20 protein-coding genes, 3 tRNA genes and 1 pseudogene are annotated in these 26,601 nt (G+C 71.9%); 10 read left to right on the forward strand and 14 right to left on the reverse strand.

Going from position 1 to position 26,601, the window contains the following annotated elements; translation table 11 throughout:
• Nucleotides 1-145 precede the first annotated feature (145 nt).
• The 4 genes from ACIGEZ_RS03445 to ACIGEZ_RS03460 form a co-directional block, all read right to left on the reverse strand.
• Entirely contained in the window at nucleotides 146-3,856 is a 3,711-nt protein-coding gene (locus ACIGEZ_RS03445; protein ID WP_399825097.1) for a LamG-like jellyroll fold domain-containing protein, read from the reverse strand.
• Nucleotides 3,857-4,345: 489 nt separating this feature from the next.
• Nucleotides 4,346-4,422: transfer RNA gene (locus tag ACIGEZ_RS03450), tRNA-Ile, on the reverse strand.
• A 166-nt stretch (nucleotides 4,423-4,588) separates the two neighbouring features.
• A tRNA-Asn gene (locus ACIGEZ_RS03455) sits at nucleotides 4,589-4,661 on the reverse strand.
• Nucleotides 4,662-4,666: 5 nt separating this feature from the next.
• Nucleotides 4,667-4,739: transfer RNA gene (locus ACIGEZ_RS03460), tRNA-Asn, on the reverse strand.
• 137 nt (nucleotides 4,740-4,876) lie between these two features.
• Between ACIGEZ_RS03460 and ACIGEZ_RS03465 the strand changes: the two genes are divergently transcribed.
• The 4 genes from ACIGEZ_RS03465 (at nucleotide 4,877) to ACIGEZ_RS03480 (ending at nucleotide 10,436) form a co-directional block, all read left to right on the forward strand.
• A complete protein-coding gene (locus tag ACIGEZ_RS03465) occupies nucleotides 4,877-5,161 on the forward strand; it encodes a YtxH domain-containing protein (protein WP_399825099.1) in 285 nt (94 codons plus the stop codon).
• A gap of 45 nt (nucleotides 5,162-5,206) precedes the next feature.
• Nucleotides 5,207-6,646 (forward strand): FGGY family carbohydrate kinase, encoded by a 1,440-nt coding sequence (locus tag ACIGEZ_RS03470; protein ID WP_399825101.1) that lies wholly within the window; start codon nucleotides 5,207-5,209, stop codon nucleotides 6,644-6,646.
• Between the two features lie 131 nt (nucleotides 6,647-6,777).
• Nucleotides 6,778-8,511 carry an ABC transporter ATP-binding protein gene (locus ACIGEZ_RS03475; RefSeq protein ID WP_399825102.1) on the forward strand — a complete coding sequence of 578 codons (1,734 nt, stop codon included), beginning with the start codon at nucleotides 6,778-6,780 and terminating at the stop codon, nucleotides 8,509-8,511.
• Nucleotides 8,511-10,436 carry an ABC transporter ATP-binding protein gene (locus ACIGEZ_RS03480; RefSeq protein WP_399825103.1) on the forward strand — a complete coding sequence of 642 codons (1,926 nt, stop codon included), beginning with the start codon at nucleotides 8,511-8,513 and terminating at the stop codon, nucleotides 10,434-10,436. Before ACIGEZ_RS03475 ends, ACIGEZ_RS03480 begins: the two co-directional genes overlap by 1 nt.
• Nucleotides 10,437-10,489: 53 nt before the next feature.
• On the opposite strand, the pseudogene ACIGEZ_RS03485 reads toward ACIGEZ_RS03480, so the two are convergent.
• The 6 genes and pseudogenes from ACIGEZ_RS03485 to ACIGEZ_RS03510 form a co-directional block, all read right to left on the reverse strand.
• A pseudogene (locus ACIGEZ_RS03485) lies at nucleotides 10,490-11,533 on the reverse strand (RNA polymerase sigma factor); the annotation flags it as partial.
• A gap of 140 nt (nucleotides 11,534-11,673) precedes the next feature.
• Complete coding sequence (gene dnaG, locus ACIGEZ_RS03490; protein ID WP_399825104.1) at nucleotides 11,674-13,566, reverse strand: DNA primase; 1,893 nt, start codon at nucleotides 13,564-13,566, stop codon at nucleotides 11,674-11,676.
• Between the two features lie 62 nt (nucleotides 13,567-13,628).
• Nucleotides 13,629-14,891 carry an NAD(P)/FAD-dependent oxidoreductase gene (locus ACIGEZ_RS03495; RefSeq protein ID WP_399825106.1) on the reverse strand — a complete coding sequence of 421 codons (1,263 nt, stop codon included), beginning with the start codon at nucleotides 14,889-14,891 and terminating at the stop codon, nucleotides 13,629-13,631.
• Between the two features lie 129 nt (nucleotides 14,892-15,020).
• Nucleotides 15,021-16,331: a deoxyguanosinetriphosphate triphosphohydrolase gene (locus tag ACIGEZ_RS03500; protein WP_399825108.1), complete on the reverse strand. Its 1,311-nt coding sequence runs from the start codon at nucleotides 16,329-16,331 to the stop codon at nucleotides 15,021-15,023.
• A 35-nt stretch (nucleotides 16,332-16,366) separates the two neighbouring features.
• Nucleotides 16,367-17,227, reverse strand: coding sequence for a sirohydrochlorin chelatase (locus ACIGEZ_RS03505; protein WP_399825110.1), 861 nt, complete (start codon nucleotides 17,225-17,227; stop codon nucleotides 16,367-16,369).
• 248 nt (nucleotides 17,228-17,475) lie between these two features.
• Entirely contained in the window at nucleotides 17,476-18,180 is a 705-nt protein-coding gene (locus tag ACIGEZ_RS03510) for a hypothetical protein (protein WP_399825111.1), read from the reverse strand.
• Between the two features lie 75 nt (nucleotides 18,181-18,255).
• On the opposite strand from ACIGEZ_RS03510, the gene ACIGEZ_RS03515 reads away from it, so the two are divergent.
• The 3 genes from ACIGEZ_RS03515 (at nucleotide 18,256) to ACIGEZ_RS03525 (ending at nucleotide 21,959) form a co-directional block, all read left to right on the forward strand.
• Nucleotides 18,256-18,978 (forward strand): aquaporin, encoded by a 723-nt coding sequence (locus ACIGEZ_RS03515; RefSeq protein ID WP_399825112.1) that lies wholly within the window; start codon nucleotides 18,256-18,258, stop codon nucleotides 18,976-18,978.
• A 68-nt stretch (nucleotides 18,979-19,046) separates the two neighbouring features.
• The gene (locus ACIGEZ_RS03520; RefSeq protein ID WP_399825114.1) at nucleotides 19,047-19,778 is read left to right on the forward strand and encodes a vancomycin high temperature exclusion protein; all 732 of its coding nucleotides are present in this window, start codon (nucleotides 19,047-19,049) and stop codon (nucleotides 19,776-19,778) included.
• A gap of 72 nt (nucleotides 19,779-19,850) precedes the next feature.
• Nucleotides 19,851-21,959 carry a molybdopterin oxidoreductase family protein gene (locus ACIGEZ_RS03525; protein ID WP_399825115.1) on the forward strand — a complete coding sequence of 703 codons (2,109 nt, stop codon included), beginning with the start codon at nucleotides 19,851-19,853 and terminating at the stop codon, nucleotides 21,957-21,959.
• On the opposite strand, the gene ACIGEZ_RS03530 is transcribed toward ACIGEZ_RS03525, so the two are convergent.
• The 3 genes from ACIGEZ_RS03530 to ACIGEZ_RS03540 form a co-directional block, all read right to left on the reverse strand.
• Nucleotides 21,913-22,332, reverse strand: coding sequence for a gamma-glutamylcyclotransferase family protein (locus ACIGEZ_RS03530; protein ID WP_399825117.1), 420 nt, complete (start codon nucleotides 22,330-22,332; stop codon nucleotides 21,913-21,915). The genes ACIGEZ_RS03525 and ACIGEZ_RS03530 overlap by 47 nt on opposite strands.
• The gene (cutA, locus tag ACIGEZ_RS03535; protein WP_399825118.1) at nucleotides 22,329-22,661 is read right to left on the reverse strand and encodes a divalent-cation tolerance protein CutA; all 333 of its coding nucleotides are present in this window, start codon (nucleotides 22,659-22,661) and stop codon (nucleotides 22,329-22,331) included. The genes ACIGEZ_RS03530 and cutA overlap by 4 nt, the downstream gene beginning before the upstream one ends.
• An 81-nt stretch (nucleotides 22,662-22,742) precedes the next feature.
• A complete protein-coding gene (locus ACIGEZ_RS03540; protein ID WP_399825119.1) occupies nucleotides 22,743-23,336 on the reverse strand; it encodes an NADPH-dependent FMN reductase in 594 nt (197 codons plus the stop codon).
• 69 nt (nucleotides 23,337-23,405) lie between these two features.
• Here ACIGEZ_RS03540 and ACIGEZ_RS03545 point away from each other — a divergent pair, with 69 nt between their 5' ends.
• The 3 genes from ACIGEZ_RS03545 (at nucleotide 23,406) to ACIGEZ_RS03555 (ending at nucleotide 25,617) form a co-directional block, all read left to right on the forward strand.
• On the forward strand, nucleotides 23,406-24,185 hold the full coding sequence (locus ACIGEZ_RS03545; RefSeq protein WP_399825121.1) for an aminotransferase class IV: 780 nt from the start codon (nucleotides 23,406-23,408) through the stop codon (nucleotides 24,183-24,185).
• 208 nt (nucleotides 24,186-24,393) lie between these two features.
• Complete coding sequence (locus tag ACIGEZ_RS03550; protein ID WP_399825123.1) at nucleotides 24,394-24,909, forward strand: hypothetical protein; 516 nt, start codon at nucleotides 24,394-24,396, stop codon at nucleotides 24,907-24,909.
• 87 nt (nucleotides 24,910-24,996) lie between these two features.
• Entirely contained in the window at nucleotides 24,997-25,617 is a 621-nt protein-coding gene (locus ACIGEZ_RS03555; RefSeq protein ID WP_399825125.1) for a class F sortase, read from the forward strand.
• Between the two features lie 3 nt (nucleotides 25,618-25,620).
• Here ACIGEZ_RS03555 and ACIGEZ_RS03560 read toward each other — a convergent pair whose 3' ends face one another.
• Complete coding sequence (locus ACIGEZ_RS03560; RefSeq protein WP_399825127.1) at nucleotides 25,621-26,406, reverse strand: sulfite exporter TauE/SafE family protein; 786 nt, start codon at nucleotides 26,404-26,406, stop codon at nucleotides 25,621-25,623.
• Nucleotides 26,407-26,601: the final 195 nt, after the last annotated feature.

The following is a 26,601-nucleotide window of genomic DNA, read 5'->3' on the forward strand; positions in this document are numbered from 1 at the left end:
TCCACTCTTCTGGCGCCACCGCTGAGGCAGCACGAACCGCTGCGTGCCTCATCGTCGGGTGGCGCGTCGTCATGGGTGGCCTGCTCAAGAGGCCGGTGGGAATGCGTGGGCGGCAGCGGAACCACTGCCGCCCACGTGAGGGTCGCTAAGCCTGACAGCCGCCAGGCGACGTGATCTTGCACTGGACCTGGTCGGCAGACATCGCACCCGCCCAGACCCGGATCTCGCTCACCGATCCGGGCAGGTAGTGGCCGGTCTCGCCGCCGGCCGCTCCTCGGCCGACGGCCAGTTCACCGCTTCCCTGGCTGTAGGCGGAGAAGGCCGCGTGAGACATGTCGTCGGCCTGCTCGTTCGCGCTCTCGAAGAGATGCAGCCTGCCGTAGGCGCCGGTGTCCGGATCCGGTTCAGCCGCGTCGAAGACAGCGGTCAGCTGAACCGCTTCGTCCAGGGGCGCCGCGAGATTGCTTGTCACGAAGCCGATGACCTTGCCCGTGCCGTCGACCGCCGTGCGGCCGAACCGCCACACGTAGTCGCCCGAGGGCAGCTTCTCCGCCCACAGCGACCACGAGGACTCGCCCCCACTCGGGGTGGCCTGGCCGAAGACCTGGGCACGGTAACCACTCGGCTTCCCCGCGAGCTTGGCGCTGTCGAGCTTCACGAGCGCGGTGACCGTGAACGACGTGTTCTCGTCCATGACGGGGCCGGTCGTGCTCAGGTACGAGGATGTTCCGTCCAGCTCCACCCCGCCCTCGGCTCCTACCGTGGTGTTCTTGACCTGGAGGTCACCCACCGCGTACGGGCTCGACTCGCCGATCACTGCCGAACCTGGCGTCGCACTGTCGATCTTCCACTGACCCACCAACGCAGTGGCTGACACGTTGTCGGTCCTCAGGGTGCTCTCCCAGCGCAGTTCCTCCTCGTTCAGCGCACGCTGCCAGGTCTTCGTCTCGTCGATACGGCCCATGAGGTAGCCGGTGTAGTTGGCGCCGATCTTCGAGCGGCCGATCTGCATGTCGCCCACGACCGTCCACGGCGTGTAAGTGGCAGAGGCTGCCTTCAGGTTGACCGGGGCACCCTGGGGTCGCCCGTTGACGAACAACTGCAGGGTGTCATCGGCCTCGGCCGGCAAACCGTTGTCGCAAGGAGCCTTGATGCAACCGGCGTTGAACACGCCGGCCAAGTGGGTCCAGACGTTCAAGGGTGGGTTGGGGTTGTCCGCTACGGAACGGATCGCGACCACACCGGTGGACCCATCGTGGTTGGACCGGTTGATCACCCACTTCTTGTCGCCGGAGGAGTAGTAGATGGTGAAACCGGCCCCATAGGCGCCAGGGGATGCGAGCACCGCCCGGGTGGTGGAAGCGTCGGTGAGCATGACCCAGGTCGACACGGTGAAGCTGTTGGCCGTGTCCACTGGCATCGGCGTCGTCGCGTAACCGAAGCGCTTCGCGGGATCCGTGACATCGTCGTTGAGACGCAGGGAGAAGTCGCTCTCGCCGCGGCGGCCCTGCTCGGACCACGTCGCTGCGGCGCCGGCCTGCGGGAACAGCGTGACTGGCTGGCGCGCGCCGTCCGGGTTGGCGTTGGCCGCCGTCGCCCCGGCTCCTTCCGAGAACCTCCATTCACCGGTGGGCCCGGCAGGGAGTGCCACCTTGAAGGAGTACTCGGCCTTGGGACCCCACCGCTTCCTCACATCACGTGCCTCGACGACGAGGACGAGCGTGCCCCCCGTATTCGGGGCGACGTCCACGGTCGTTTGGGAGACGGTCTGGTTCGGGTCCGTCTCACGGACCGTGCGGGGGTCTTGGAGGTACCAGCGATAGCCCTCGATGTCCTTGTCCTTGGCATTGGGCGTCAGCTTGAACTTGCCCGCGACACCGGGGCCACCCGTCCCCTCGCAGGTCGCCGAGGCGACGCAGGTGTACGGGTTGCCGATCTCCGGAGCGATCTGAGGCGGGTTCGGAAGCGTCGTGTCCATTGTGAAGTAGCACCATGGCGAGTACGCCGAGGACGCACTCGAGGTCACGCCGGCATACGTCCAGTGCGACTGCGTGAGCGCCCTCATCCGGTACAGAGCCCCGTCCGCTCGGGACGGCATCCGTACCTTCTCCAGCGTGTTGTCCACGTGGTACCCGGTGGAGGGTGACGTCGTGGACCACGAAGTGCTCCATGTTCCGTCCCCGTTCTTCTTCTCCACCGCCATGTAGGCGCGCAACGAGCCCAGGTACTCGCCGGAGGCAGGCGTCACCTGCGTCTGCACCATGGCCTGCGCGATCGGGTCGGCCCGGGTGACGATGGTGGGCTTGGACTCCGCTTCGCAGTAAGCGATCGTCCCGTCGCCCGGAATCACACCGACGTTGGTGGGTACGCCGGGCTTCGGCACGTACTGGATCTGAAGCTCTGCGTTCTGGTTGAACCGCTTCCAGGCCCTGGTGTCGCTCTCGTTGTTCGCGCGGAGCATCAGCGTCAGTCGGGCGATCTTGCCGTCCGCGAAAGACTGCACCGTGGGTGTCAGGTTCTCGTTCGGCTCGGCCGGGTTGTCGTTGAACTCGACCCAGGAGTCCGGCTGCGACGGGCTGCACAGGTCACCGCGGCCGTAGGAGGCGTATCGGTCACCCAGCCAGTCCCGCTGCGCAGGACCCGGCCACCGAGTCGCCTCGGAGATGTTGTCGGTGCGTACGAGGTCCACGGTCCACGGATTGCAGTTGAACGACCAGGTCTCGTACGCACGGAAGGTGGCGTCGAGGATCTTCTTGCCCGCGAGCTTGGCGGGGGCGAACTCGTAGTACATACGGTTCGTGTAGCCGTTGCCGCAGGTGTAGCCCTCCGCGCTGCCGCAGTACCCGACTCCGTAGTCACCGGTGAACTGCCAGAACCGGTCACCGTCGGAGGACAACACCGTGCGCTCGGAGTAGCCGAGGCCCATCGGCGGGTCGATGTAGACCGGGTAGACCGTGTCCTCACCGCGGAGCAGGTGCAGATCGGGCGTGACCGCGACCGCGCCGTTCTGCACCTGGACCGGCAGGGCCTCGCTGGCGTCGCCCTTGGACGGGGCGTCCGCCTCGTCGGCCGGCAGCTCGTCCTCGGCCGCGAGCGCCGCGGATTGCAGGGAGAACGACCGCTGTGTGGTCTTGGCAGTCGCTGCCTGGGGCCCGATCGGCGTCGTGCCGGCGGAGTCCCACATCATGCCGGCGGGCCCCTTGAAGACCGCGTTGCCGTTCTCGTCCAGTGCACTGATACCGCCGCCGGCGCCCGGCACGACTCGCAGGCCGTCGGCGTGCACATCGAGCTTGATCTGCTCCAACTGCGGGTTGGCAGCGGCCTCGGCGTTCTTGACGACGAGTACCTCGCGGAATCCCTCTGCCGTCGCTGTCAGGCGCAGATCCACGCCTTCGAAGACCTCGGGATACGTGGCGGTGTCGCCCGAGAGGAACGGCGCCGGCAGGGCGGTCGGCCAGTCGAAGGTGAGCGCACCCCTCTTGCCGCCGAGACGGATCGCGGCGTCACCGTTGCCACCGCCCGCGAATCGGAGATCGACGACGGCGGACTTGGGTCCGATGCTGCCGTCCGCACCGCGCTCGAGCATCGCATCCACATCACGCCATACGCCGTCGGCGCCCTTGGCGCGCTGAGGCGCCGTCGACTGCGTCAGAGTGAACGTGCCGTCCGGGTTCGCCATCGTCGTCGTGTACTCGGTGCGTTCTGCGACCACCTCGACCGGCTCGCCGGATGCCGCCGCCTGCTGGGACGGTGACCCGGCGACGGACGATGGAGCCGTCGCCGGCAGGTTCCCCGCACCGAACGCGATGCCGGGACTGACGCCCGTCACCAGGGCTGCGCCCAGTGCGGCTCCCACCGCACGGCACAGTCTTTGTCGCATGCCAGAAGGCACAGCTCCCCCACCCCTCCAGGGCCTCCCCAGACCCATACAAATGTTCGAACGCCAAGCCAAGGGCTGGCCGTTCGCGAACCATAGGAAGTAGGGCGGAGCCGATCAAGAGCGACCTGACACAAAACGCGCAGGCCAGGAACCTGCCCCCGTCACGAATCAACCCAATTCACGCTGGCGGGGCATAACCGGAGCATGAACGACCACTTGCGGGCTACCAGTGAAGAGACAGCGCAGGGCATTGCACTGGCGAGTGCCGTGCGGGCGCCGGATGCCGAGCCGGCACGCAGGCCATCCGGGTGACTTGGGCGTGTCGCGGAACGCTCGTCCCCGATCTGTCCAGATTGGGGACGCAAACTGAGGATGAAGGCGTCGGCGAAGGCCGTCACCGCCTTGGAGGCGGGCTGCCTGACCAGCAAAGCTGCTGGTCAGAACGTTTCTCCTGCCGCGATGGCGTGGTGGGGCGGGTGGGACTCGAACCCACGGCCGACGGATTATGAGTCCGCTGCTCTAACCGGCTGAGCTACCGCCCCGAACACCACGGCGCGTACAAGTGTGCGCGCCGTCTGCCGCAGCATAGCCGCTCATACGATCTCCTGCTCCGGATGGTCGGCCATGCTCAACCAAGAGGACTCCCGCAGCTCACGGACGGTTCCCCGGGAAACGAAAAAGGACCCCGAAGGGTCCTCTTCCGCTCTGCTCCCCCGGCTGGACTCGAACCAGCAACCCTCCGGTTAACAGCCGAATGCTCTGCCAATTGAGCTACAGGGGATCGCGCTCCCCCGACTGGACTCGAACCAGTAACCTGCCGGTTAACAGCCGGCTGCTCTGCCAATTGAGCTACAGGGGATTGCTGCGTTGCGACGAACGGATCCACCTCCGGCCTTGCCGGGGGGCGGGCGCTCGCTGCGAGACATAGATTAGCGCAAGCAGGGGGGTGCTCCGCCAATCGGTATCCCCAGGGCGCTCCAGGGAAGGATCGCAGCCGTGCGGTACAAGCTGATGTTCGTCGCAGGACTGGCCCTCGGTTACGTCATCGGGACGCGGGCCGGTCGTGAGCAGTACGAGCGGATGAAGAAGTCCGCCAAGGACCTGGCCCAGAACCCCGCCGTGCGCAACGCGGCCGAGTCCGCCGCGCAGACCGGGCGGCAGGCGGCCGGCAAGGCGCTGCACGTCGTCGGGGACCAGGCGCAGAAGATCCGTTCGCGGCGGGATCACGACGGACAGTTCGCCGTGTACGAGGAAGACGACTGGGGCACCAGCAACACCTGAGCTCGCGGCCCCGGCAAGTCCGGAAGTACGGCAGAATCATGTGCCATGGGGATAGTCGCCGGACTCGACAGCTCTTCTGACGCCACGCGGATCGTCGTCTGCGACGCGGACACGGGCGCCGTGCTGCGGCACGGCCATGCCCCGCACCCGGTCGACCCCAAGGCCTCCGACGTCGACCCTCAGGCCTGGCTGCTCTCGCTCGGCGAGGCCGCGACCGGCGGGCTGCTCGAAGGCGTGGAGGCCATCGGCGTCTCCGCCCAGCAGCACGGGCTCGTGCCGCTCGACCCGCAGGGCGGTCTCGTACGGCCCGCGATGGTCGGCAACGACAGGCGGGCCCAGGTCGCCGCGGCGGACCTCGTGGAGGCCTTCGGCGGCCGGCAGGCCTGGGCCGACGCCGTCGGCACCGTTCCGCAGGCCGGGCTGCCCATCGCCAAGCTGCGCTGGCTGGCCCGGAGCGAGCCCGAGCACGCCCAGCGGGTCGCCATGGTCCTCCAGCCGCACGACTGGCTGGTCTGGCAGCTGCTCGGCCGGCCCGCCCGGCGCACCACCGACCGCGGCGCCGCCTCCACCACCGGCTACTGGTCCGCGCGGAGCGGGGCCTATCGGCCTGATCTCGTCGAGTTGGCCCTTGGCCATCAGGCCGTGCTTCCCGAGGTGCTGGGCCCGGCCGAGGCCGCCGGCACCACGCCCGAAGGACTGCTCATCTCCGCCGGTACCGGCGAGACCATGGCCGCCGCCTTCGGGCTCGGGCTCGGCGCCGGCGACGCCGTCGTCTCCCTCGGCGCCTCCGGCTCCGTCATGGCCGTCCACCACGAGGCCCTGACCGACCCCGCCGGCATGATCACCTCCTTCGCCGACGCCACCGGCATGCACCTGCCGGTCGTCCACACCTCCAACGCGGTACGGGCCCTGCGCGGCACAGCCGAGATGCTGGGCGCGGAGTCCCTCGAGGAGCTCTCGGCGCTCGCCCTGAAGTCCACCCCCGGTTCCTCCGGGCTCGTGCTGCTCCCCTACCTGGAGGGCGAGCGCACCCCGCACCTGCCGCACACCGCCGGCACCCTCAGCGGGCTGCGCCGCGAGTCGATGAAGCCCGAGCACCTGGCCCGCGCCTCCTTCGAGGGCATGCTCTGCTCGCTCGCCGACGCCATGGACGTCCTGCGCGGGCGCGGTGTCGAGGTGCGCCGGATCTTCCTGCTCGGCGCGGCCGCCGGCCTGCCGGCCGTCCAGGCGATCGCGCCGGCGCTGTTCGGCGCCCAGGTCGTCGTCCCCCAGCCGGCCGACTACGCGGCGCTCGGCGCGGCCCGGCAGGCCGCCTGGGCGCTCGGGGCCGCCCGGGGCACGCTGTCCCCGGCCGCTCCCCCGGCCTGGCAGGGCGCCGCCGCGCAGGTCTTCGAGCCGGGCGAGGAGCTCGCCGTCGGGCAGGCCGTACGGCAGCAGTACACCGCGACCCGCGAGCAGATCCACCCGGGCGCGTTCAGCGTCTGAGCCGGCCGGGCCCGGCGGACCGGCCCGCTCGGCCCTCCCCGCTGCCCTGTTCGTAAAGACTTCACCAGGGGTCGAGCGGCGACGGCAAAACCATTCGTAACGTCTTCAGAGCGCGGGCGATAGTAGAACCCGTGCTCATAAGACTTCTCCGTACCTTCCTGCGCCCGTACAGAAAACCCATCGGCCTCCTGGTGCTGCTCCAGCTGCTGCAGACCAGCGCCACCCTCTACCTGCCGACCCTGAACGCGGACATCATCGACAACGGTGTCGTGAACGGGGACACCGGCTACATCCTGCGGTTCGGCGCGCTGATGATCGGCGTCTCCGTGATCCAGGTCGTCTGCAACATCGGGGCCGTCTACTACGGGGCGCGGACCGCCTCCGCCCTCGGGCGGGACGTCCGGGCCGCGGTCTTCGGGCGCGTGCAGTCCTTCTCCGCCCGCGAGGTCGGGCACTTCGGCGCGCCGTCGCTGATCACCCGGACGACCAACGACGTCCAGCAGGTCCAGATGCTGGTCCTGATGGCGTTCACGCTGATGGTCTCCGCGCCGATCATGTGTGTCGGCGGCATCATCATGGCCCTCAGCCTGGACGTGCCGCTGTCGGCGGTGCTGATCGCGGTGGTGCCGGTGCTCGGCATCGCGGTCTCGCTGATCGTGCGGAGGATGCGGCCGCTGTTCCGGACCATGCAGGAGCGGCTCGACACGGTGAACCGGGTGCTGCGCGAGCAGATCACCGGCAACCGGGTCATCCGGGCCTTCGTGAAGGACGGTTACGAGCGCGAGCGGTTCAAGGGGTCGAACACCGAGCTGACCGACGTGTCGATGGCCACCGGCCGGCTGATGGCGCTGATGTTCCCGACCGTGATGACGGTGGTGAACGTGTCGTCGATCGCCGTCGTCTGGTTCGGCGCGCACCGCATCGACAGCGGGGCCATGGAGATCGGTGCGCTGACCGCGTTCCTCGCGTATCTGATGCAGATCGTGATGGCCGTGATGATGGCCACCTTCATGTTCATGATGGTGCCGCGGGCCGAGGTGTGCGCCGAGCGCATCGAGGAGGTCCTGGCGACGGAGTCCAGCGTGGTGCCGCCGGCGGAGCCCGTACGCACGCTGGGGCGGCGCGGTCATCTGGAGGTCAGGAGCGCGGACTTCCGGTACCCGGGCGCCGAGGAGTCGGTGCTGAGGGACGTCGAGCTGGTCGCCCGGCCGGGCGAGACCACCGCGATCATCGGCTCGACGGGCAGCGGCAAGTCGACCCTGCTGGGGCTCGTGCCGCGGCTGTTCGACGTGACGGGCGGCGAGGTGCTGGTGGACGGCGTGGACGTCCGCACGGTCGACCCGGAGCTGATGGCGCGGACGGTCGGGCTCGTCCCGCAGAAGCCGTACCTGTTCTCCGGGACGGTCGCGACCAACCTGCGGTACGGGAAGCCGGACGCGACCGACGAGGAGCTGTGGCACGCGCTCGAGGTGGCGCAGGCCAAGGACTTCGTCGCGAAGCTCGAGGGCGGGCTCAACGCGCCGATCGCGCAGGGCGGCACCAACGTCTCCGGCGGTCAGCGGCAGCGGCTCGCGATCGCCCGCACGCTGGTGCAGCGACCGGAGATCTATCTCTTCGACGACTCGTTCTCCGCGCTCGACTACGAGACGGACGCGCTGCTGCGGGCCGCGCTCTCCGAGGAGACGGCCGACTCGACGGTGGTCATCGTCGCCCAGCGGGTGTCGACCATTCGGGACGCCGACCGGATCGTGGTCCTCGACGAGGGCCGGGTCGTGGGCACCGGGCGGCACCACGAGCTGATGGCGGAGAACGAGACGTACCGGGAGATCGTGCTCTCCCAGCTGACCGAGGCGGAGGCAGCCTGATGGCCGGTCCTGGCGGACGAATGATGGCCGGCGGCGGCCCCGACTCGAAGTCGATGGACTTCAAGGGCTCGGGCAAGCGGCTGCTGAGGCAGCTGGCGCCGGAGCGCGGCGCGCTGTGGCTGATGCTGGTCGCCGGTGTGCTGTCGGTGGCGGCCTCGGTGGTCGGGCCGAAGATCCTCGGCCGGGCGACCGACCTGGTCTTCGCGGGGGTGATCGGACGGCAGTCCGAGGGCGGCACGAAGGAGCAGGTGCTCGCGGGGCTGCGCGCCCGGGGCGACGGCGGGATGGCGGACATGCTGGCCGGGGTGGACTTCACCCCGGGGCAGGGCATCGACTTCTCGGCGGTCGGCGAGGTCCTCGGCCTCGCGCTCGCCGTGTACGTGCTCGCGGGCCTGCTGATGCTGGTCTCCACCCGGATGTCGATCAAGGTGATCAACCGGACGGTCTACCGGATGCGCGAGGACGTCCAGGCGAAGCTGGCGCGGCTTCCCCTGTCGTACTTCGACAAGGCCAAGCGCGGCGAGGTGCTGTCCCGTGCGACCAACGACATCGACAACATCTCGCAGACCCTCCAGCAGTCGATGGGCCAGCTGATCAACTCGCTGCTCACGATCGTCGGCGTGCTCGCGATGATGTTCTGGATCTCGCCGCTGCTCGCCCTGGTGGCACTGGTCACGGTGCCGCTTTCGGTGGTCGTGGCGACGCGGATCGGCAAGCGCTCGCAGCCGCACTTCGTGCAGCAGTGGAAGTCCACGGGCAAGCTCAACGCCCATGTGGAGGAGATGTACAGCGGTCACACCCTGGTGAAGGTCTTCGGCCGGCAGGAGGAGTCCGCGAAGGACTTCCACGAGCAGAACGAGGCGCTGTACGACGCCGGGTTCAAGGCCCAGTTCAACAGCGGCGTCATGCAGCCGGTCATGTTCTTCGTCTCGAACCTGAACTACGTCCTGGTGGCCGTGGTCGGCGGTCTGCGGGTGGCGAGCGGCAGCCTGTCCATCGGTGACGTGCAGGCCTTCATCCAGTACTCCCGGCAGTTCTCGATGCCGCTGACGCAGGTCGCCTCGATGGCGAACCTGGTGCAGTCGGGCGTCGCCTCGGCCGAGCGGATCTTCGAGCTGCTCGACGCCGGGGAGCAGGAGCCGGACGCGCCGGTGAGCGAGAAGCCCGTCGACTTCAAGGGCAAGGTGGCCCTGGAGCAGGTGGCCTTCCGTTACGAGGCGGACAAGCCGCTGATCGAGGACCTGTCGCTCGCGGTCGAGCCGGGCCAGACGGTCGCGATCGTGGGCCCGACGGGCGCCGGGAAGACCACCCTCGTGAACCTGCTGATGCGGTTCTACGAGGTGACCGGCGGCCGGATCACCCTCGACGGCGTCGACGTGGCGAGGATGTCGCGGGAGGAGCTGCGCGCCGGTATCGGCATGGTCCTCCAGGACACCTGGCTCTTCGGCGGCACCATCGCCGAGAACATCGCGTACGGCGCCACGCGCGAGGTGAGCCGGGCGGAGATCGAGGAGGCGGCGCGGGCCGCGCACGCGGACCGGTTCATCCGCACCCTGCCCGAGGGCTACGACACGGTCATCGACGACGAGGGCGCCGGCGTCAGCGCCGGCGAGAAGCAGCTGATCACCATCGCGCGGGCGTTCCTGTCCGACCCGGTGATCCTGGTCCTCGACGAGGCGACCAGCTCGGTCGACACCCGTACCGAGGTGCTGATCCAGAAGGCGATGGCCCGTCTGGCCCACGGCCGGACGAGTTTCGTCATCGCGCACCGGCTCTCCACCATCCGGGACGCGGACGTGATCCTGGTGATGGAGAACGGCTCGATCGTCGAACAGGGCACGCACGAGGAGCTGCTGGCCTCGGGCGGCGCGTACGCTCGGCTCTACGCGGCCCAGTTCGCGCAGGCGGTGGCCGAGGTCGACTGAGCCGGTTCGGGTTCGGCTTCGGCTGGGCCTGCTCTGAGGCCGATGGGGCCGGCTCAGTCGAGGTAGCCGCGCAGCTGGTCGGCGTAGGCGTGGTCCCGCAGCTTGTTGAGGGTCTTGGACTCGATCTGGCGGATGCGTTCGCGTGTCACGCCGAAGAGCTGTCCGATCTCCTCCAGGGTGCGGGGCCTGCCGTCGTCGAGGCCGTAGCGCAGCTGGACGACCTTGCGTTCGCGTTCGCCGAGGGTGGAGAGCACGGCCTCCAGGTGTTCGCGCAGCAGCAGGAAGGCGGCGGACTCTACGGGGGAGGCGGCGTCGCCGTCCTCGATGAGGTCGCCGAGGGCGACGTCCTCCTCCTCGCCGACGGGGGCGTGCAGGGAGACGGGTTCCTGGGCGAGGCGGAGGACCTCGCCGACCCGTTCGGGGGCGAGGTCCAGCTGGGCGGCGACCTCGTCGGCGGTGGGTTCGTAGCCGCGTTCCTGGAGCATCCGGCGCTGGACCCGGATCACCCGGTTGATGAGTTCGACGACGTGCACGGGGACGCGGATGGTCCGGGCCTGGTCGGCGAGGGCCCGGGACATCGCCTGGCGGATCCACCAGGTCGCGTACGTCGAGAACTTGTAGCCGCGCGCGTAGTCGAACTTCTCCACGGCTCTGATGAGGCCGAGGTTGCCCTCCTGGACCAGGTCCAGCATGGTCAGGCCGCGGCCGACGTACCGCTTGGCGACGGAGACGACCAGGCGCAGATTGGCCTCGATGAGCCTGCGTTTGGCGATCCGGCCGAGGACCACGAGCCGGTCCAGGTCGAGCGCCAACTGCGAGTCCAGGTCGGGGGCGTTGGCGAGTTTCTCCTCGGCGAAGAGTCCGGCCTCGACCCGGCGGGCGAGTTCGACCTCCTCCTCCGCGGTGAGCAGCGGGACCCGGCCTATCTCGCGCAGGTACTGCCGGAACAGGTCGGAGGACGGGCCGTTGCCGCCCGGGTCGGGGCGGCGGCGCTGGGCCGGCACCTCGGGGAGGTCCGGCAACCCGGACTCCACCGGCGGGGGTTCCTGGGACACGGGTACGGTCTGGGTCTGCACGGGGGGCGACCTCCAGGGTGGGTGATCGCTGCCGGTTCGGGGGCGTTACGGGCAGCGGGACGGCACCGTCACCCAGTGTGGGGTACGACACATCGCCGCCACGAGGGGCGTGCGGTGACTTTTTGAGTCCGGTACGTGACCGACCGTATGCCGGGGCGCCGTCAGAGCGCCGCGGCGCCGTGGTTGCGCAGCGACTGCCCGTACTGGGTGAGCACCCACAGCTCGTTCTGCACGGCCGCCACCTGGGCCGGGTCGCCGTGGGCGCCGAGGCGGGCGAGGGTGCCCTGGACGTCGCGGATGCGGCGGTCGACGGCGCGCAGCCGGACGGTGACGAGCTGGTCGCCCGCGTAGGCCTCGTCGACGGTCTTGGCGAAGATGGCCTCGACGGCGAGTTCGGTGACGAGGGCGCGGACGGTGTCGTCGGGTGCGGCCTCGCGGACCGCGTCCAGGTAGTCGGAGGGGGCGTCGGTGGCGCCGCCCGCGTCCTGGACGCACTGGCGGACGGCCGCGTAGGGCGGGGCGGTGAACTCGTCGGTCCCGTACGCGTCGAAGGCCGGGGAGACCAGTTCGGGGCGCTGGAGGGCGAGCTTGAGGAGCTCGCGCTCGGTGCGGTGGGCGGGGCTGCGCAGGTTGAGAGCGGGCCCGGCGGGGGTGGTGGGCGCCTGGATGCCGTTCATGTCGCGGCGCTGCCGCGGGGCCTCCTGGGCGGGGCCCTTGCCGCCGCCGCGCTGCCAGCGGGCGATCTGGGCGACCCGGCGGACGACGAACTGGGTGTCGAGGATGCCGAGCATGCCGGCGAGCTGGACGGCGACCTCGTGCTGCGAGGCGACGTTCTTGATCCGGGCGACGATCGGCGCGGCCTCGTCGAGGGCGGCGGCGCGGCCGGAGGGGATCTCCAGGTCGTAGCGGGCGACGATCTGGCGCAGCGCGAACTCGAAGAGCGGGGTGCGCGGCTGGACGAGGTCGGCGACGGCCTCGTCGCCCTTGGCGAGGCGGAGCTCGCAGGGGTCCATGCCGTCGGGGGCGATGGCGATGTAGGTCTCGGCGGCGAACTTCTGGTCGTCCTCGAAGGCGCGCAGGGCGGCCTTCTGGCCGGCGGCGTCGCCGTCGAAGGTGAAGATCACGCGGGCCGAGCCGTTGTCCATCAGGAGCCGGCGCAGGATCTTGATGTGGTCGCCGCCGAATGCGGTGCCGCAGGTGGCGATGGCGGTGGTGACGCCGGCGAGGTGGCAGGCCATGACGTCGGTGTAGCCCTCGACGACGACGGCGCGGCTGACCTTGGCGATGTCCTTCTTGGCCAGGTCGATGCCGTAGAGCACCTGGGACTTCTTGTAGATCGGCGTCTCGGGCGTGTTGAGGTACTTGGGGCCGTTGTCGTCGTCGCGCAGCTTGCGGGCGCCGAAGCCGACGACGTCGCCGCCGACGTCCTTGATCGGCCACATGAGGCGGCCGCGGAAGCGGTCGATGGGGCCGCGGCGGCCGTCCTGGGAGAGGCCGGACAGGAGCAGCTCGCGGTCGGTGAAGCCCTTGCCGCGCAGGAAGCGGGTGAGGTGGTCCCAGCCGGCCGGGGAGTAGCCGACGCCGAAGTGCTCGGCGGCGGCCTGGTCGAAGCCGCGCTCGGCGAGGAACTTCCGGCCGATCTCGGCCTCGGCGGAGCCGAGTTGGTCGGCGTAGTAGCGGGCGGCGATCTGGTGGGCCTCGACGAGGCGGGTGCGTTCGCCGCGCTGGTGGCCGGGGTTGTAGCCGCCTTCTTCGTAGCGCAGGGTGATGCCCGCCTTGGCGGCGAGGCGTTCGACCGTCTCCGAGAAGGAGAGGTGGTCGATCTTCATCACGAAGGCGATGGTGTCGCCGCCCTCCTGGCAGCCGAAGCAGTGGAAGAGTCCCTTGCTCGGGCTGACCTGGAAGGAGGGCGACTTCTCGTCGTGGAAGGGGCAGAGCCCCTTGAGGTTCCCGCCGCCCGCGTTGCGCAGCTGGAGGTATTCGGAAACGACGGCGTCGATCGGGACCGCGTCCCGTACCGCCTTCACGTCGTCATCGTTGATCCTGCCTGCCACGCAATGATTCTACGGGGGTCCGGGGGTCGTCCCCCTCGGGAGCTGCGGCCCGCGGGGCCGACTCACGGTGCCAGGCTCTCCAGCGGGACGGAGGGGTCGGCGAGGGCCTCCGTGTCCACCTGGGCACGGGAGCGGATCAGGTTCTGGATGGCGTCTGTGACGTCCCACACATTCACGTTCATGCCCGCGAGCACCTTGCGGTCCTTGAGCCAGAAGGCGATGAACTCGCGCTTCCCGGCGTCCCCGCGCAGCACGACCTGGTCGTACGAGCCGGGCGGCGCCCAGCCCGAGTACTCCATGCCGAGGTCGTACTGGTCGGAGAAGAAGTACGGGACGCGGTCGTACGAGACGTGCTTGCCCAGCATGGCGCGGGCGGCGGCCGGGCCGCCGTTCAGGGCGTTGGCCCAGTGCTCGACGCGGATGCGCCGGTGCAGCAGCGGGTGGTGGGCGGCGGCGATGTCGCCGGCGGCGTAGACGTCGGGGTCGGAGGTGCGCAGCGACTCGTCGACGGCGACGCCGCCGCCGTCGGCGCGGTCGACGAGGGCGAGGCCGGCGTTCTCGGCGAGGGCGGTGCGGGGGGCCGCGCCGATGGCGACGAGGACGGCGTGGGCGGGGTACTCCTCGCCGTCGTCGGTGCGGGCGGCGAGGACCATGCCGTCCTGGCCGGCGATCTCGGTGAGCTTGACGCCGAAGTGGAAGCGGACGCCGTGCTCGGTGTGCACGTCGGCGAAGAGCTGGCCGAGTTCGGGGCCGAGGACCTGGTGGAGGGGGCTGGGCGCGTATTCGACGACGGTGACCTCGGCGCCGTAGGTACGGGCCGCGGCGGCGACCTCGAGGCCGATCCAGCCGGCGCCGGCGATCACCAGGTGGCCGTTGTCGCGGCCGAGGGCCTTGAGCTCGTCGCGGAGCCGCTCGGAGTGGGCGAGCCGGCGCAGGTGGTGGACGCCGGCGAGGTCGGTGCCGGGGATGTCGAGGCGGCGCGGCTCGGCTCCGGTGGCGAGGAGGAGCTTGTCGTAGCGGATGACGGTGCCGTCGCCGAGGCGGACCGTGCGGGCCTCGCGGTCGATGGCGGTGACGGGCTGGCCGAGGTGGAGCTCGACGTCGTGCCGGGCGTACCAGGCGGGCTCGTGGACGAAGACGGAGTCGCGTTCCTCCTTGCCGAGGAGGTAGCCCTTGGAGAGGGGCGGGCGCTCGTAGGGGTGTTCGCGTTCGTCGCCGATGAGGATCACCCGCCCGTTGAACCCCTCGGAGCGCAGGGTCTCCGCCGCCTTGGCCCCGGCCAGGCCCCCGCCGACGATGACAAAGGTCTGATCTGCGTCGACCACGTTGATTCCTCCTCGTTGCGACCGGTTCTCTACGCTACGCCCCCGAGCCCGGCCCGGGCCCTGCCTCGCCGGGGCGTGCATGCGAGGGTCCCGCACCGGCGGTGACGGCGAAAGAGGGCGTACATCCCGTCAGTGCCGGGGGGTGCGCAGGCGGGCGTGGAGGCTGCGGGCGGAGGCGTCGGTGAAGGAGGCGATCTGGTCGACGATCACCCGTTTGCGGGAACGGTCGTCGGACGCGGCGGCGAACAGGGCGCGGAACTGCGGGTCGAGCCCTTCGGGGGCGCGGGCGGTGAGCGCCTCGGCGAGTTCGGCGATGACGATGCGCTGGTCGGCGCGGAGCGCCTCCTGTTCGGCGCGCTGCATCACGTACCGGTCGGCGACGGCCTTGAGGACGGCGCATTCGTTGCGGGTCTCGCGGGGGACGACGAGCTCGGCCTCGTAGCGGGTGAGGCGACCGGAACCCCAGGCCTGGCGGGTGGCGCCCTCGGCGGCGAGGCAGAAGCGGCCGATGAGCTGGCTGGTGGCGTCCTTGAGGCGGGCCTGGGCGACGGCGGATCCGTCGTAGCCGTGCGGCCACCAGTCCTGGTCGACGAGCCGGTCGAGGGCGTCGGCGAGCTCCTGCGGGTCGGTGTCCTCGGGGACGTAGCGGCCGCGGGCGACGGCCCAGATCTCGGTGCGCTCGGGCTCGGCGAGCAGCATGTTGGGGTCGAGGTGCCCGGCGTGCAGGCCGTCCTCGAAGTCGTGCACGGAGTAGGCCACGTCGTCGGACCAGTCCATGACCTGGGCCTCGAAGCACTTGCGGTGGGCGGGCGCGCCGGCCCGGACCCAGGCGAAGACGGGCAGGTCGTCCTCGTAGACGCCGAACTTGTTCGAGCCGGGGTCGGTGGGGTGGGCGCCGCGGGTCCAGGGGTACTTGGTGGCGGCGTCGAGTACGGCGCGGGTGAGGTTGAGGCCGACGCTGAGGGGCTCGCCGGTGACGGGGTCGGCGATGAACCGTTTGGGTTCGATACGGGTGAGCAGGCGCAGCGACTGGGCGTTGCCCTCGAAGCCGCCGCAGTCCTTGGCGAAGTCGTTGAGGGCCTGCTCCCCGTTGTGCCCGAAGGGCGGGTGGCCCATGTCGTGGGCGAGGCAGGCCGCCTCGACGAGGTCGGGGTCGCAGCCGAGCGCGGCGCCGAGCTCGCGGCCGACCTGGGCGCATTCGAGGGAGTGGGTGAGCCGGGTGCGGGGGCTGGCGTCCCAGGCGTGGGTGAGCGAGCCGGGGGTGACGACCTGGGTCTTGCCGGCGAGTCTGCGCAGCGCGGCGGAGTGCAGGACGCGGGCCCGGTCGCGCTGGAAGGCGGTGCGGCCCGGGCGTTTGTCGGGCTCGGCGGCCCAGCGTTCGGTGGCGGCGGCGTCGTAGCCGGGGGTGTCGGTGCCGTTGAGGTCTGCGATGCCTTCCATGCACCGAAGGTAACGGGCGGGACGGACAGAAGAGGTCAGATGGCGGCGAGTTCTCGCTGGGGAGTGCGGGTGCGGGCCTGGTCGTAGCGGTGCAGGACGAGGCGGGCGAGGGCCGGGTGGGCGCCGAGCGGGGTGGCGGCGATCCAGGGGGCGTGGGCGGCGCTGCGGGTGGCGAAGAGGCCGGGGGCGGTGAAGCAGGAGGCGACGGCGATCCGGTGCCGGCCGCGGGCGGCGAGGGCGCGGATCGCCTCGGGGACTGTGGGCGCGGCGGCGGAGGCGTAGGCGGCGACGACGGGCACTCCCCCGAGCCGTTCGCCGAGCAGGGCGGCGAGGCGGCGGGTGTCGGCGCCGGACTGGGGGTCGCGGGAGCCGGCCGAGGCGAGGACCACGCCGGTGGAGGGGGAGGCGCCGTCCTCGGCCGTCCAGCCGGCTTCGGCGAGCCGGTCGGCGAGGGCCTCGACGAGGAGCGGGTGCGGGCCGAGCGGGGCGGCGATCCGGGCCCGTATGCCGGGTGCGGCGGCGGCCGCGGCGGGCAGGTCGTGCTTGACGTGGTGGCCGCGGGCGAAGAGCAGCGGTACGAGGACGGCGTCGCCAGACAGTCCGGCCAGGGTGTCGGTGAGCAGTGGCGCGTCGATCTCGATGTGGGCGAGCCGCACGTCGAGTCCGGGCCGCAGCTCGCGCACCCGGTCGAGGAGGAGCCGGAGGGTGGCGGCGGCCCGGGGGTCGCGGCTGCCGTGGCCGACGGCTATCAGGGTGGGGGACGCCGCCTCGCGCCCGGCGGTGCGGGGCCCGTACGGCCGGATCCGCCCGAGCCGGTCGCCGGCCCGGCTGCCGATGCGGCCGAGCAGGCCGGCTGCGCTGGTGTCGAACGTGGTCTCCGGCTCCTGCGTCGTCATGGACCGATCCTTGCCGGGGCGTATTGCCGGCCCGTTGCGCCGGCGTCACGACTGTTCTCCGCCGGCGCACGGTCGGGTTTCGGCGGGCTCACGGCCGGGTTTCCGCGGGCTCACCGCACGGCGCGGACGGCTGTCAGGCCGCCGGGCGCCGAGCCGGACCCGCGGTGTGTCGTGACGCTGAGCCGGACCCGCGGTGTCGTGACGCCGGGCCGGACCCGCGCCGTCAGGCTCGAGCCGGACCCGCGGTGTCAGGCGTCGAGCCAGACCCGCAGTCCGCCGACCGTCGTGAACCCGGTCTCCAGGGCGGGCGGCAGGTCGTCGCCCGACTCGTAGCCGACGGCGTGGCGTTCGGGGGCGACGAGGGCGAGGCAGCCGGCCCAGGCATCGGCCGGGTCCGTGCCGTCGGCGGCGAAGAGGTTGGACACGCCGGTGACGGCGCCGCTGTCGCTGAGGACGGCGCCGCCGAGGATCCGTCCCTCGGAGTCGTACCCCGCGGCGATCGTGGTCGCCGGGTCGGCGAGGAGCTCGGGGCGGAAGAGCGCGGCGTCCTCGGTGTCACCGCCGCTCCAGGCGAGGGCCCAGGCGGCGAGGGCGTCGGGGGTGCGGACGGGGCGCCAGTCGCCGGGGGCCGACGGGACGGCGAGGCCCGCGGGGCGGTGGATCCACTCGGCCTCGAACAGCAGCCGGAAGCCCTCGGCGGCCAGGTCGAGGCGGGCGTGGCTGTCCTTCACGGAGGCGCCGGGGGCGGCGCGGTCGATGCCGTCCAGGACGTCCGGTGTCCCGGCGTCCCCGGTCAGGGTGACGGCGTCCGGGTAGTAGAGCGGGGTGCGGCGCGGGCTGGTCCAGGCGCGCGGGCCGAAGGCGCCGGGGAGGCCGTGGGCGCGGCACATGGTGTCGCACCAGGCGGCGTTGTTGCGGACGGCGTCCCGGAGGACGGCAGGCTCAGTGATCACCACCGGATCGTACGGAGCGCACACCCCTCCCCTCCCCCCTTTTTTCCTTCCGAATCACGGAATATCTTTTCCACTATGAGAATGTCCCCCGCGTCGCTCCCCCGACGCGCCCTCGCCGAGTTCACCGGCACCGCCGCGCTCGTCGCCGTCGTCGTCGGCTCCGGCCTGCGCGCGGACTCCCTCAGCCAGGACATCGGCGTCCGGCTGCTCGCCAACGCCCTGGCCTCCGCCATCGGCCTCGGGCTGCTCATCGCCCTCATCGGCCCGCTCTCCGGCGCCCACTTCAACCCCGTCGTCACCCTCTCCGAGTGGTGGTCGCGGCGCCCCGAGGGCGGCGGGCGCGAGGCCCTCGCCTACATCACCGCCCAGCTCGCGGGCGCCGTCGCGGGCGCGCTGCTCGCCGAGGCGATGTTCGGGCGGGCGCCCGGCGCCCTGGCCACCGAACAGCGGGCGGAGCTCCACCTGCTGCTCGGCGAGGCCGTCGCCACCGCCGGACTCGTCCTGGTCGTCCAGGGGCTGCGCCGCATCGGCCGGCTCTCCCGCGCCCCGGTCGCCGTCGCGGGCTACATCGGCGCGGCGATCTGGTTCACCTCCTCCGGCTCCTTCGCCAACCCGGCGGCCACCGTCGGCCGGGCCTTCTCCGACTCGTTCACCGGCATCGCCCCCGGCTCCGTGCCCGCCTTCGCCGCCGCCCAGTTGCTCGGCATGCTGCTCGGCATGGGCCTGGCCGGTGTGCTGTACGGAACAGAGCGGGCCACGGGCGAACCGAACCCGGCGGATTCGCGTCGGACGGTGTGACAGACCGTCCGACGCCCGTCGGACGGTGGGACGGACGTCCGACCACCCTGATCCACGGAGGTTCCCGCATGCCGGCACGGCTCACCCGGTTCCGGTGGCGTCCCCGGCTGCCCCGGACCGTCCGGCTGCCCCGGCTCCCCCGCACCGTCCGGGCCCGCCGCCGCACCGTCCAGGCCGTCATGCTCGGGGCCGTGCTCGCGCTCGCCCCGGCCACCTGGATGCACGTCGGCACCGAGGACCGGCTGCGCACCACCGCCGACGTGCCCGCGCAGGACGTGGCCGTCGTCTTCGGCGCCGGCCTGTGGAAGGGGCGCCCCACCCCCTACCTGGCGCACCGCCTCGACGCCGCGGCCGAGCTCTACCGCACCGGCAAGGTCAAGGTCCTGCTCGTCACCGGCGACAACAGCCGCACGGAGTACGACGAGCCCAGCGCCATGCGGAAGTACCTCGCCGCGCGCGGGGTGCCCGACGGCAGGGTCGTCAGCGACTACGCGGGCTTCGACACCTGGGACTCCTGCGTCCGCGCCAAGAAGATCTTCGGCGTGGACCGGGCCGTCCTCGTCACCCAGGACTTCCACATCAAACGGGCCGTCGCGCTGTGCGGGGCGGCCGGTGTGGAGTCGTACGGCGTCGGGGTCGGCGAACCGCACGACGCCACCTGGTACTACGGCACCACCCGCGAGCTGGCCGCCGCAGGGAAGGCGGCCCTGGACGCGGCCCTGCGCCCCGACCCGCACTTCCTCGGCGCGCGCGAGGACGGCGTGACGAAGGCCCTCGCCTCACCCGTGAAGGCCCCGTGACCTGAGGGCATGGCACCCTGCCCGTAATCCGGCGCGACCCCGCCCGTAACACGGACGACGCAAGCTCGGGTCATGTCAGAGGTCACCACCGTTCCCACGCACTGCCCCTACTGCGCCCTCCAGTGCGGCATGAACCTGCGCGCCGGAACGGGCACGGAGCTGCCCGTGGAGGTGGTCGACCGGCCCGACTTCCCGGTCAACCGGGGCGCGCTGTGCGGCAAGGGCCGCACCGCCCCCGCCGTACTCTCCTCCCGGGTCAGGCTCACCGAGCCCCTGGTCCGCCGCCCTGACACAGGCGCGCTGGTGCCCGCCACCTGGGAGGAGGCACTCGCCGCCGTCGCCGACGGGCTGCGCCGGACCCGCGCCGACCACGGCCCGGACGCCGTGGGGGTCTTCGGCGGCGGCGGTCTCACCAACGAGAAGGCGTACACGCTCGGGAAGTTCGCCCGGCTCGTCCTCGCCACCTCGCAGATCGACTACAACGGCCGCTTCTGCATGTCGTCGGCAGCGGCCGCCCACCAGCGGGCCTTCGGCCTCGACCGGGGGATGCCCTTCCCGCTGGACGACATCCCGAAGACCGGCTGTGTGATCCTCGTCGGCTCCAACCTCGCCGAGACCATGCCGCCCGCGCTGCGCTACCTCACCGAGCTGAAGCAGAACGGCGGCAGGCTCATCGTCGTCGACCCGCGCCGCACCCGCACCGCCGAGCAGGCCGACCTCCACCTCGCGCCGCGCCCCGGCACCGACCTGGCGCTCGCCCTCGGCATGCTCCACCTGGTCGTCGCCGAGGGACGGGTGGACGAGGAGTTCGTCGCCGGGCGCACCGCCGGCTGGGCCGCCGCCCGGGCCGGGGCGATGTCGCACTGGCCCGAACACGTGGAGCGCCTCACCGGGGTGGCCGTGCCGCAGCTGCGCGAGGCGGTACGGATGTTCTGCGAGGCCGACAGCGGCATGGTGCTGACCGCGCGCGGCCCCGAGCAGCAGTCCAAGGGCACCGACACGGTCGGGGCCTGGATCAACCTGTGCCTGGCCACCGGCAAGGCCGGCCGCCCGCTGAGCGGCTACGGCTGCCTCACCGGCCAGGGCAACGGCCAGGGCGGCCGCGAGCACGGCCAGAAGGCCGACCAGCTGCCCGGCTACCGCAAGCTCGACGACCCGGCCGCCCGCGCGCACGTCGCCGGCGTGTGGGGCGTCGCGCCGGAGTCGCTGCCGGGTCCGGGGCGCAGCGCGTACGAACTGCTCGACGCCCTCGGCGGCGAGGTGCGGGCCCTGCTGCTCATGGGCTCCAACCCGGTCGTCTCCGCGCCCCGCGCCGGCCATGTCGAGGAGCGGCTGCGGTCCCTGGACTTCCTGGCCGTCGCCGATGTGGTGCTGTCCGAGACGGCCGAACTCGCCGACGTGGTCCTGCCGGTGACCCAGTGGGCCGAGGAGACCGGCACCACCACCAACCTGGAGGGCAGGGTGCTGCTGCGCCGCCGCGCCCTCACCCCGCCGCCGGGCGTCCGCAGCGACCTGGAGGTGCTGCACGGGCTCGCCGCGCTGCTCGGCTGGGAGAAGGGCTTCCCGACCGACCCGGAGGAGGTCTTCGAGGAGCTGCGGCGCGCCTCGGCGGGCGGCCCCGCCGACTACGCGGGGATCAGCTACCGGCGGATCGAGGAGGAGCAGGGCGTCTTCTGGCCCTGCCCGGAGCCGGCACCGGGCGAGCCGGAGCACGCGGGCACCCCGCGGCTCTTCCTCGACCGCTTCGCCACCTCCGACGGGCGGGCCCGGTTCGTGCCGGTCGTGCACCGGGCGGCCGCGGAGGAGACCGACGCCGAGTACCCGGTGGTCCTGACGACCGGCCGGGTGGTCGCCCAGTACCAGTCGGGCGCCCAGACCCGGCGGGTCGACGAGCTGAACGCGGCCGCGCCCGGCCCCTTCGTGGAACTGCACCCGCGGCTCGCCGAGCGGATCGGGGTCGCCGATGGCCAGCCGGTCGCGGTGCACTCGCGACGCGGGAAGGCGGTCGCGCCCGCCAGGATCACGGCGGCGATCCGGCCGGACACGGTCTTCATGCCCTTCCACTGGCCGGGCGAGGGCCGCGCCAACACGCTCACCAATCCGGCGCTCGACCCGGTCTCGCGGATGCCCGAGTTCAAGGTGTGCGCGGTCCGCCTCGAGCCGGCCGGGGACGCCGCCTGAACCAGTCGCCGCCCGGGATCGGCGGCCCGAGCGGCGCGCCGGGCGCGGCCAGGTACACCCAGGCGCGCACGGCCGCCCCGTCCCGTACCCGCAGCACCTCGCGCGCGGTCCGCTCGTAGTCCGCGGGGAGCTCGAGACGGTCGAGTACGCCGAGCAGTTCGCCGTACGCGCCGGGGGCGGCGGTCAGCAGGGTCCCGGTGACCCGGCCGTCCCCCGGCACCACGAACGGGTAGCCGGGACCGTCGTGGAGCAGGGCGCCCGGCAGCACGGCGTCCTCCTCGGCGGCGGTGCGGCCGAGGAGGAACCGGTCGTGGTTGTACGCGCCGGGGCGCAGCGTCCCGTACACGAAGAACGACAGCTCCTCGCTCGTCACAGGGCGGTGGTCTCCCGCTCGACCCAGGCCGCGTAGTCCGCGCTCACCCGCGCCACCGGGGTCGCGAGGATCTCCGGGGTGTCGTAGTCGTGCGCCGCGAGGAGATGGGCCTGCAGGGCGGCGTACCGGGCCTCGGTGGTCTTGAACACCACCTGCCACTCCTCGGCGGTCTCGATCGCCCCCTGCCAGTGGTAGACGGAGGTGATCGGCGCGGAGATCTGCGCGCAGGCGGCGACGCGGGCCTCGACGGCACCGCGCGCCAGGGCCTCGGCCTTGGCGCGCGCGTCGGTGGTGGTGAGGACGGTGAGCAGGGTGGGGGCTTGGGTCACCCCCTCACCGTACGTCTCCTGGTGCCGCCCCGGGCGAACCGGGCGCGTCGAGGCGGCGCGCCCCTGCCGCGGATGTCCCGGTCAACCGGCGTACGGGCGCACGGACTTGGCGTCCCGGAGGGCGTGCGCCCACCAGGCGAGCTGGTCGAGCATGGTCTTGGCGGCGGCGTCGGGGCCGGTGGGGTCGGTGGGGTTGCCGTCCTCGTCGAAACGGCCGTGGGCCTGGTGGAAGGAGACGGTGTCGCGGACGGTGACGGCGTGCATCTCGGCGTAGACCTGCCGGAGTTGCTCGACGGCGCGCAGGCCGCCGGAGATCCCGCCGTAGGAGACGAAGCCGACGGGCTTGGCCTGCCACTCGCCGTAGTGCCAGTCGATCAGGGACTTGAGGGAGGCGGGGAAGGAGTGGTTGTACTCGGGGGTGAGGACGACGAACGCGTCGGCGCCGGCGAGGACCGGGGAGACCTTGTCGAGTTCGGCGCGGACGGCGGGGCCGGGGCTGTGCGAGAGCGCGGTGGGCAGGTCGACCTCGACGAGGTCGACGACGTCGGTGGTGAAGTCGTCGCGCTCGGCGGTGCGGGCGGTGAACCAGTCGGCGACGACGGGGCCGAAGCGGCCTTCGCGGTTGCTGGCGACGATGAGGGCGAGCTTCAGGGGCGTGGAGTTCGTGAGGTCCATGCCGGAGATCCTGATACCTCGACTTTGGTTGAGGTCAAGCGCGTACGACACGGGCATACGGTGGACCCCATGACGAAGCCTGCCACCCCCTCCGGACCCCACCCGCTGCACATCGAGATCGACGGTGCCCCCGCCGCCGACCCGGAGTTGCTCGCGACCCTCATGAGCGGTTACGGCCACTTCACGGCGATGCAGGTGCGCGACGGCCGGGTGCAGGGCCTCGGCCGCCACCTCGAGCGGCTCGACGGCGCCACCCGCGAGCTCTTCGGCCGCGCCCTCGACGGGGGCAGGGTGCGTGCGCTGATCGCCGGCGCCCTGGAGACCGCGGGGCGGCGGGACGCCTCGGCGCGGGTGTACGTGTACGAGGGCGCCCGCACCGTCGTGACCGTACGGGCCCCCTTCCCGGAGGACCGCAGCCCGCAGGCGCTGCAGTCGGTCGCGTACTGGCGGCCGGCCGCGCACATCAAGCACCTGGGCGGCTTCGGGCAGAGCTACCACGGGGACGCGGCGCGCCGGGCGGGCTTCGACGAGGCCCTGCTGACCGGCCCGGGCGGCGAGATCGCCGAGGGCGCGGTCACCAACATCGCGTTCTGGGACGGCACGTCGGTCGTCTGGCCGTCGGCCCCCTGCCTCACCGGCATCACCATGGCGCTGATCGCCCCGCGCCTGCCGTCCATACACCGCCGGGTGACCCTCGCGGACGTGCCGTCCTACCGCGCGGCCTTCGTGACGAACTCGCGGGGCATCGCGCCGGTGTCGCGCATCGACGGAGTGGAGCTGACGGTCGACGAGGAGCTGATGGACCGGGTGTACGCGGCGTACGAGGCGGCGCCGTGGGAGTCGCTGTAGGCGAGGGCACGGTGCGGCCCCGTCACCCGTTCGGCACGGATCGTCAGATGACGCCACGTAACCCTCTCTGACCTGCATAAACGTCCGGAATCCAGGCGACGCGCCGCATCGGACGGAGCAATTCTGATGCGACATCAGCAGGCGCCGGACGCGGGCGGACGTTTACCTCGGTCCTACGGAAGACCGCTCGCGCGCCCCGGAGGACCTCATGCGCCGCACTCCTGCCCGACTGCTCACCGGTACCGCGCTGACCTTCGTCGCCCTCGGCGCCTTCGGCGCCCCCCTGGCCTACGCGAGCAACAGCGACTGGGAATCGCTGGAGATCTTCCCCTCGTCCGCCGACCCGGGGACCACGGTCACCGTGAACACCCTCGCCTGCGGCAAGCACGGTCACGGCGTGGGCGACGCGAACGCGCTCGGGGCGGGCGAGTTCCAGCTCGGCCCGAGCACGCACAAGGAGGTCGTGGTCGGCCAGTTCACCGTGCCGCACCACGCCAAGGCCGGGACCTACGGCATCAGCGTGGCCTGCGACAACGGCAGGACGGCCCGCGGCGAGCTCGTCGTCAGGCACAAGAGCCCGAGCGGCCATGTGCAGACCGGTGTCGGCGGCAGTGTGGGCCCCGACACCGCCCAGGTCACGGCAGGCGTGGCGGTGCTGGCCGCGGCTGCCGTGGGTGGTACGTGGCTCCTGCGCCGCCGGGCGAGCGGTGCGCAGGGCGACTGACCGTACCGCCATCGTCCTGCCCCCGCCGCGCGCCCGCTGACGGCCCGGCGGGGGCAGGACCACATCGTCACGGAGGGACGCACGCCCGTGAGCAACCGCAGCAAGGGCTGGGGCATAGCCGTCGCCGCCTGCGCCGGCCTCTGGCTGATCCAGAACGGCTCGGGCGACATCACCCCGCCGGTGCCGTCCGCCGCGCAGGCCTTCGCGGCCGGTCCGAGCGTCCACACCGACGCCGCCGCCGACCCGCTGCCGCCCTCGCCGCCGGTCCGGCTCCGCATCCCCGAGATCGACGTGGACACGCCCATGACGGGCCTCGGGCTCGACTCCACCGGCGCCCTGGAGGTCCCGCCGGCCGGCGACCGCAACCTGGCCGGCTGGTACGAGGACGGCACCAGCCCCGGCGCGAAGGGCACCGCGATCGTCGCCGGCCACGTCGACAACGCCCGGGGCCCGGCCGTCTTCTACGCGCTCGGCGCCCTGAAGAAGGGCCACCGCATCGAGGTGGACCGCAAGGACGGCCGGACCGCCGTCTTCACCGTCGACGCGGTCGAGGTCTACGACAAGGCCCGCTTCCCCGACGGCAAGGTCTACGGCGAGACGGACCGGGCCGAACTCCGCGTCATCACCTGCGGCGGCGGCTTCTCGAAGAAGTCCGGCGGCTACCAGGGCAACGTGGTCGCCTTCGGGCACCTGATCGGCGTGCGCTGACGGTCAGCTCCACTGGTCGAAGGCGAGCTTCGCGACCAGGGAGAAGACGACGACGAGCAGGACGCCGCGGACGAACTCGGAGCCCTTCTTCAGGGCCATGCGGGCGCCGAGCATGCCCCCCGCCAGGTTGAAGAGTGCCATCACGGCCGCCAGCTGCCACAGGACGCTGCCCTGGTAGGCGAACATGGCGAGCGCGCCCGCGTTGGTGCACACGTTGACGATCTTGGCGGTGGCGGAGGCCGTGACCAGGTCCAGGTGGAGCACGGCGGTCAGGGCGAGGACGAGGAAGGTGCCGGTGCCGGGGCCGAAGAGGCCGTCGTAGAAGCCGATGCCGCCGCCGACCACGACGATCGCGGTCACGATCCTGGCCCGGGTGAGCGGCGGGCGATCCGCGCCGTCCGGGCGCGTACCGAAGGAGGGCCGGAGCATCACGAAGGCGGCCACGCCGAGCAGCACCACCATGATCACGGGGCGCAGCACGGCGCTGCTGATCCCGGCCGCGAAGAACGCCCCGCCCATCGACCCGGCGAGGGCCGTGAGCCCGATCCGTACCGCCGTGCCCACCTGGACCGGCGCCCGGCGGACGTAGGTGACGGCCGCGCCGGAGGTGCCGACGATCGCGACGGCCTTGTTGGTGCCCAGGATCTGGGCGGCCGGCAGGTGGGGCAGGCCGAGCAGCAGGGCCGGCAGCAGGAGCAGTCCGCCGCCCCCGACCACGGCGTCGATCCAGCCGGCCAGGAGCGCGGCGAGGCACAACAGGACGAGTGTGGTCAGGGATATGTCAGGCATGACGGCGAGCCTAGAGGGCGCATGCGTGCGCCGGCCATCAGTCCCGGGAGAGTTGAGCTACGTCAGAGGTTGCCGCACCTGGCTGATGCGCGGACCGCCCGTTCGCGCCCGCCCCGGCGATCCTTGAGGCGCCCTTGAGCAGGCCATCACCGCGGATCAGGTCCTGCCCCGCCTCACAGCCCGCCCCGGCCGCGG

The sequence above is a fragment of the Streptomyces sp. NPDC085481 genome (genome assembly GCF_044541845.1).
Taxonomy (GTDB): Bacteria; Actinomycetota; Actinomycetes; order Streptomycetales; family Streptomycetaceae; genus Streptomyces.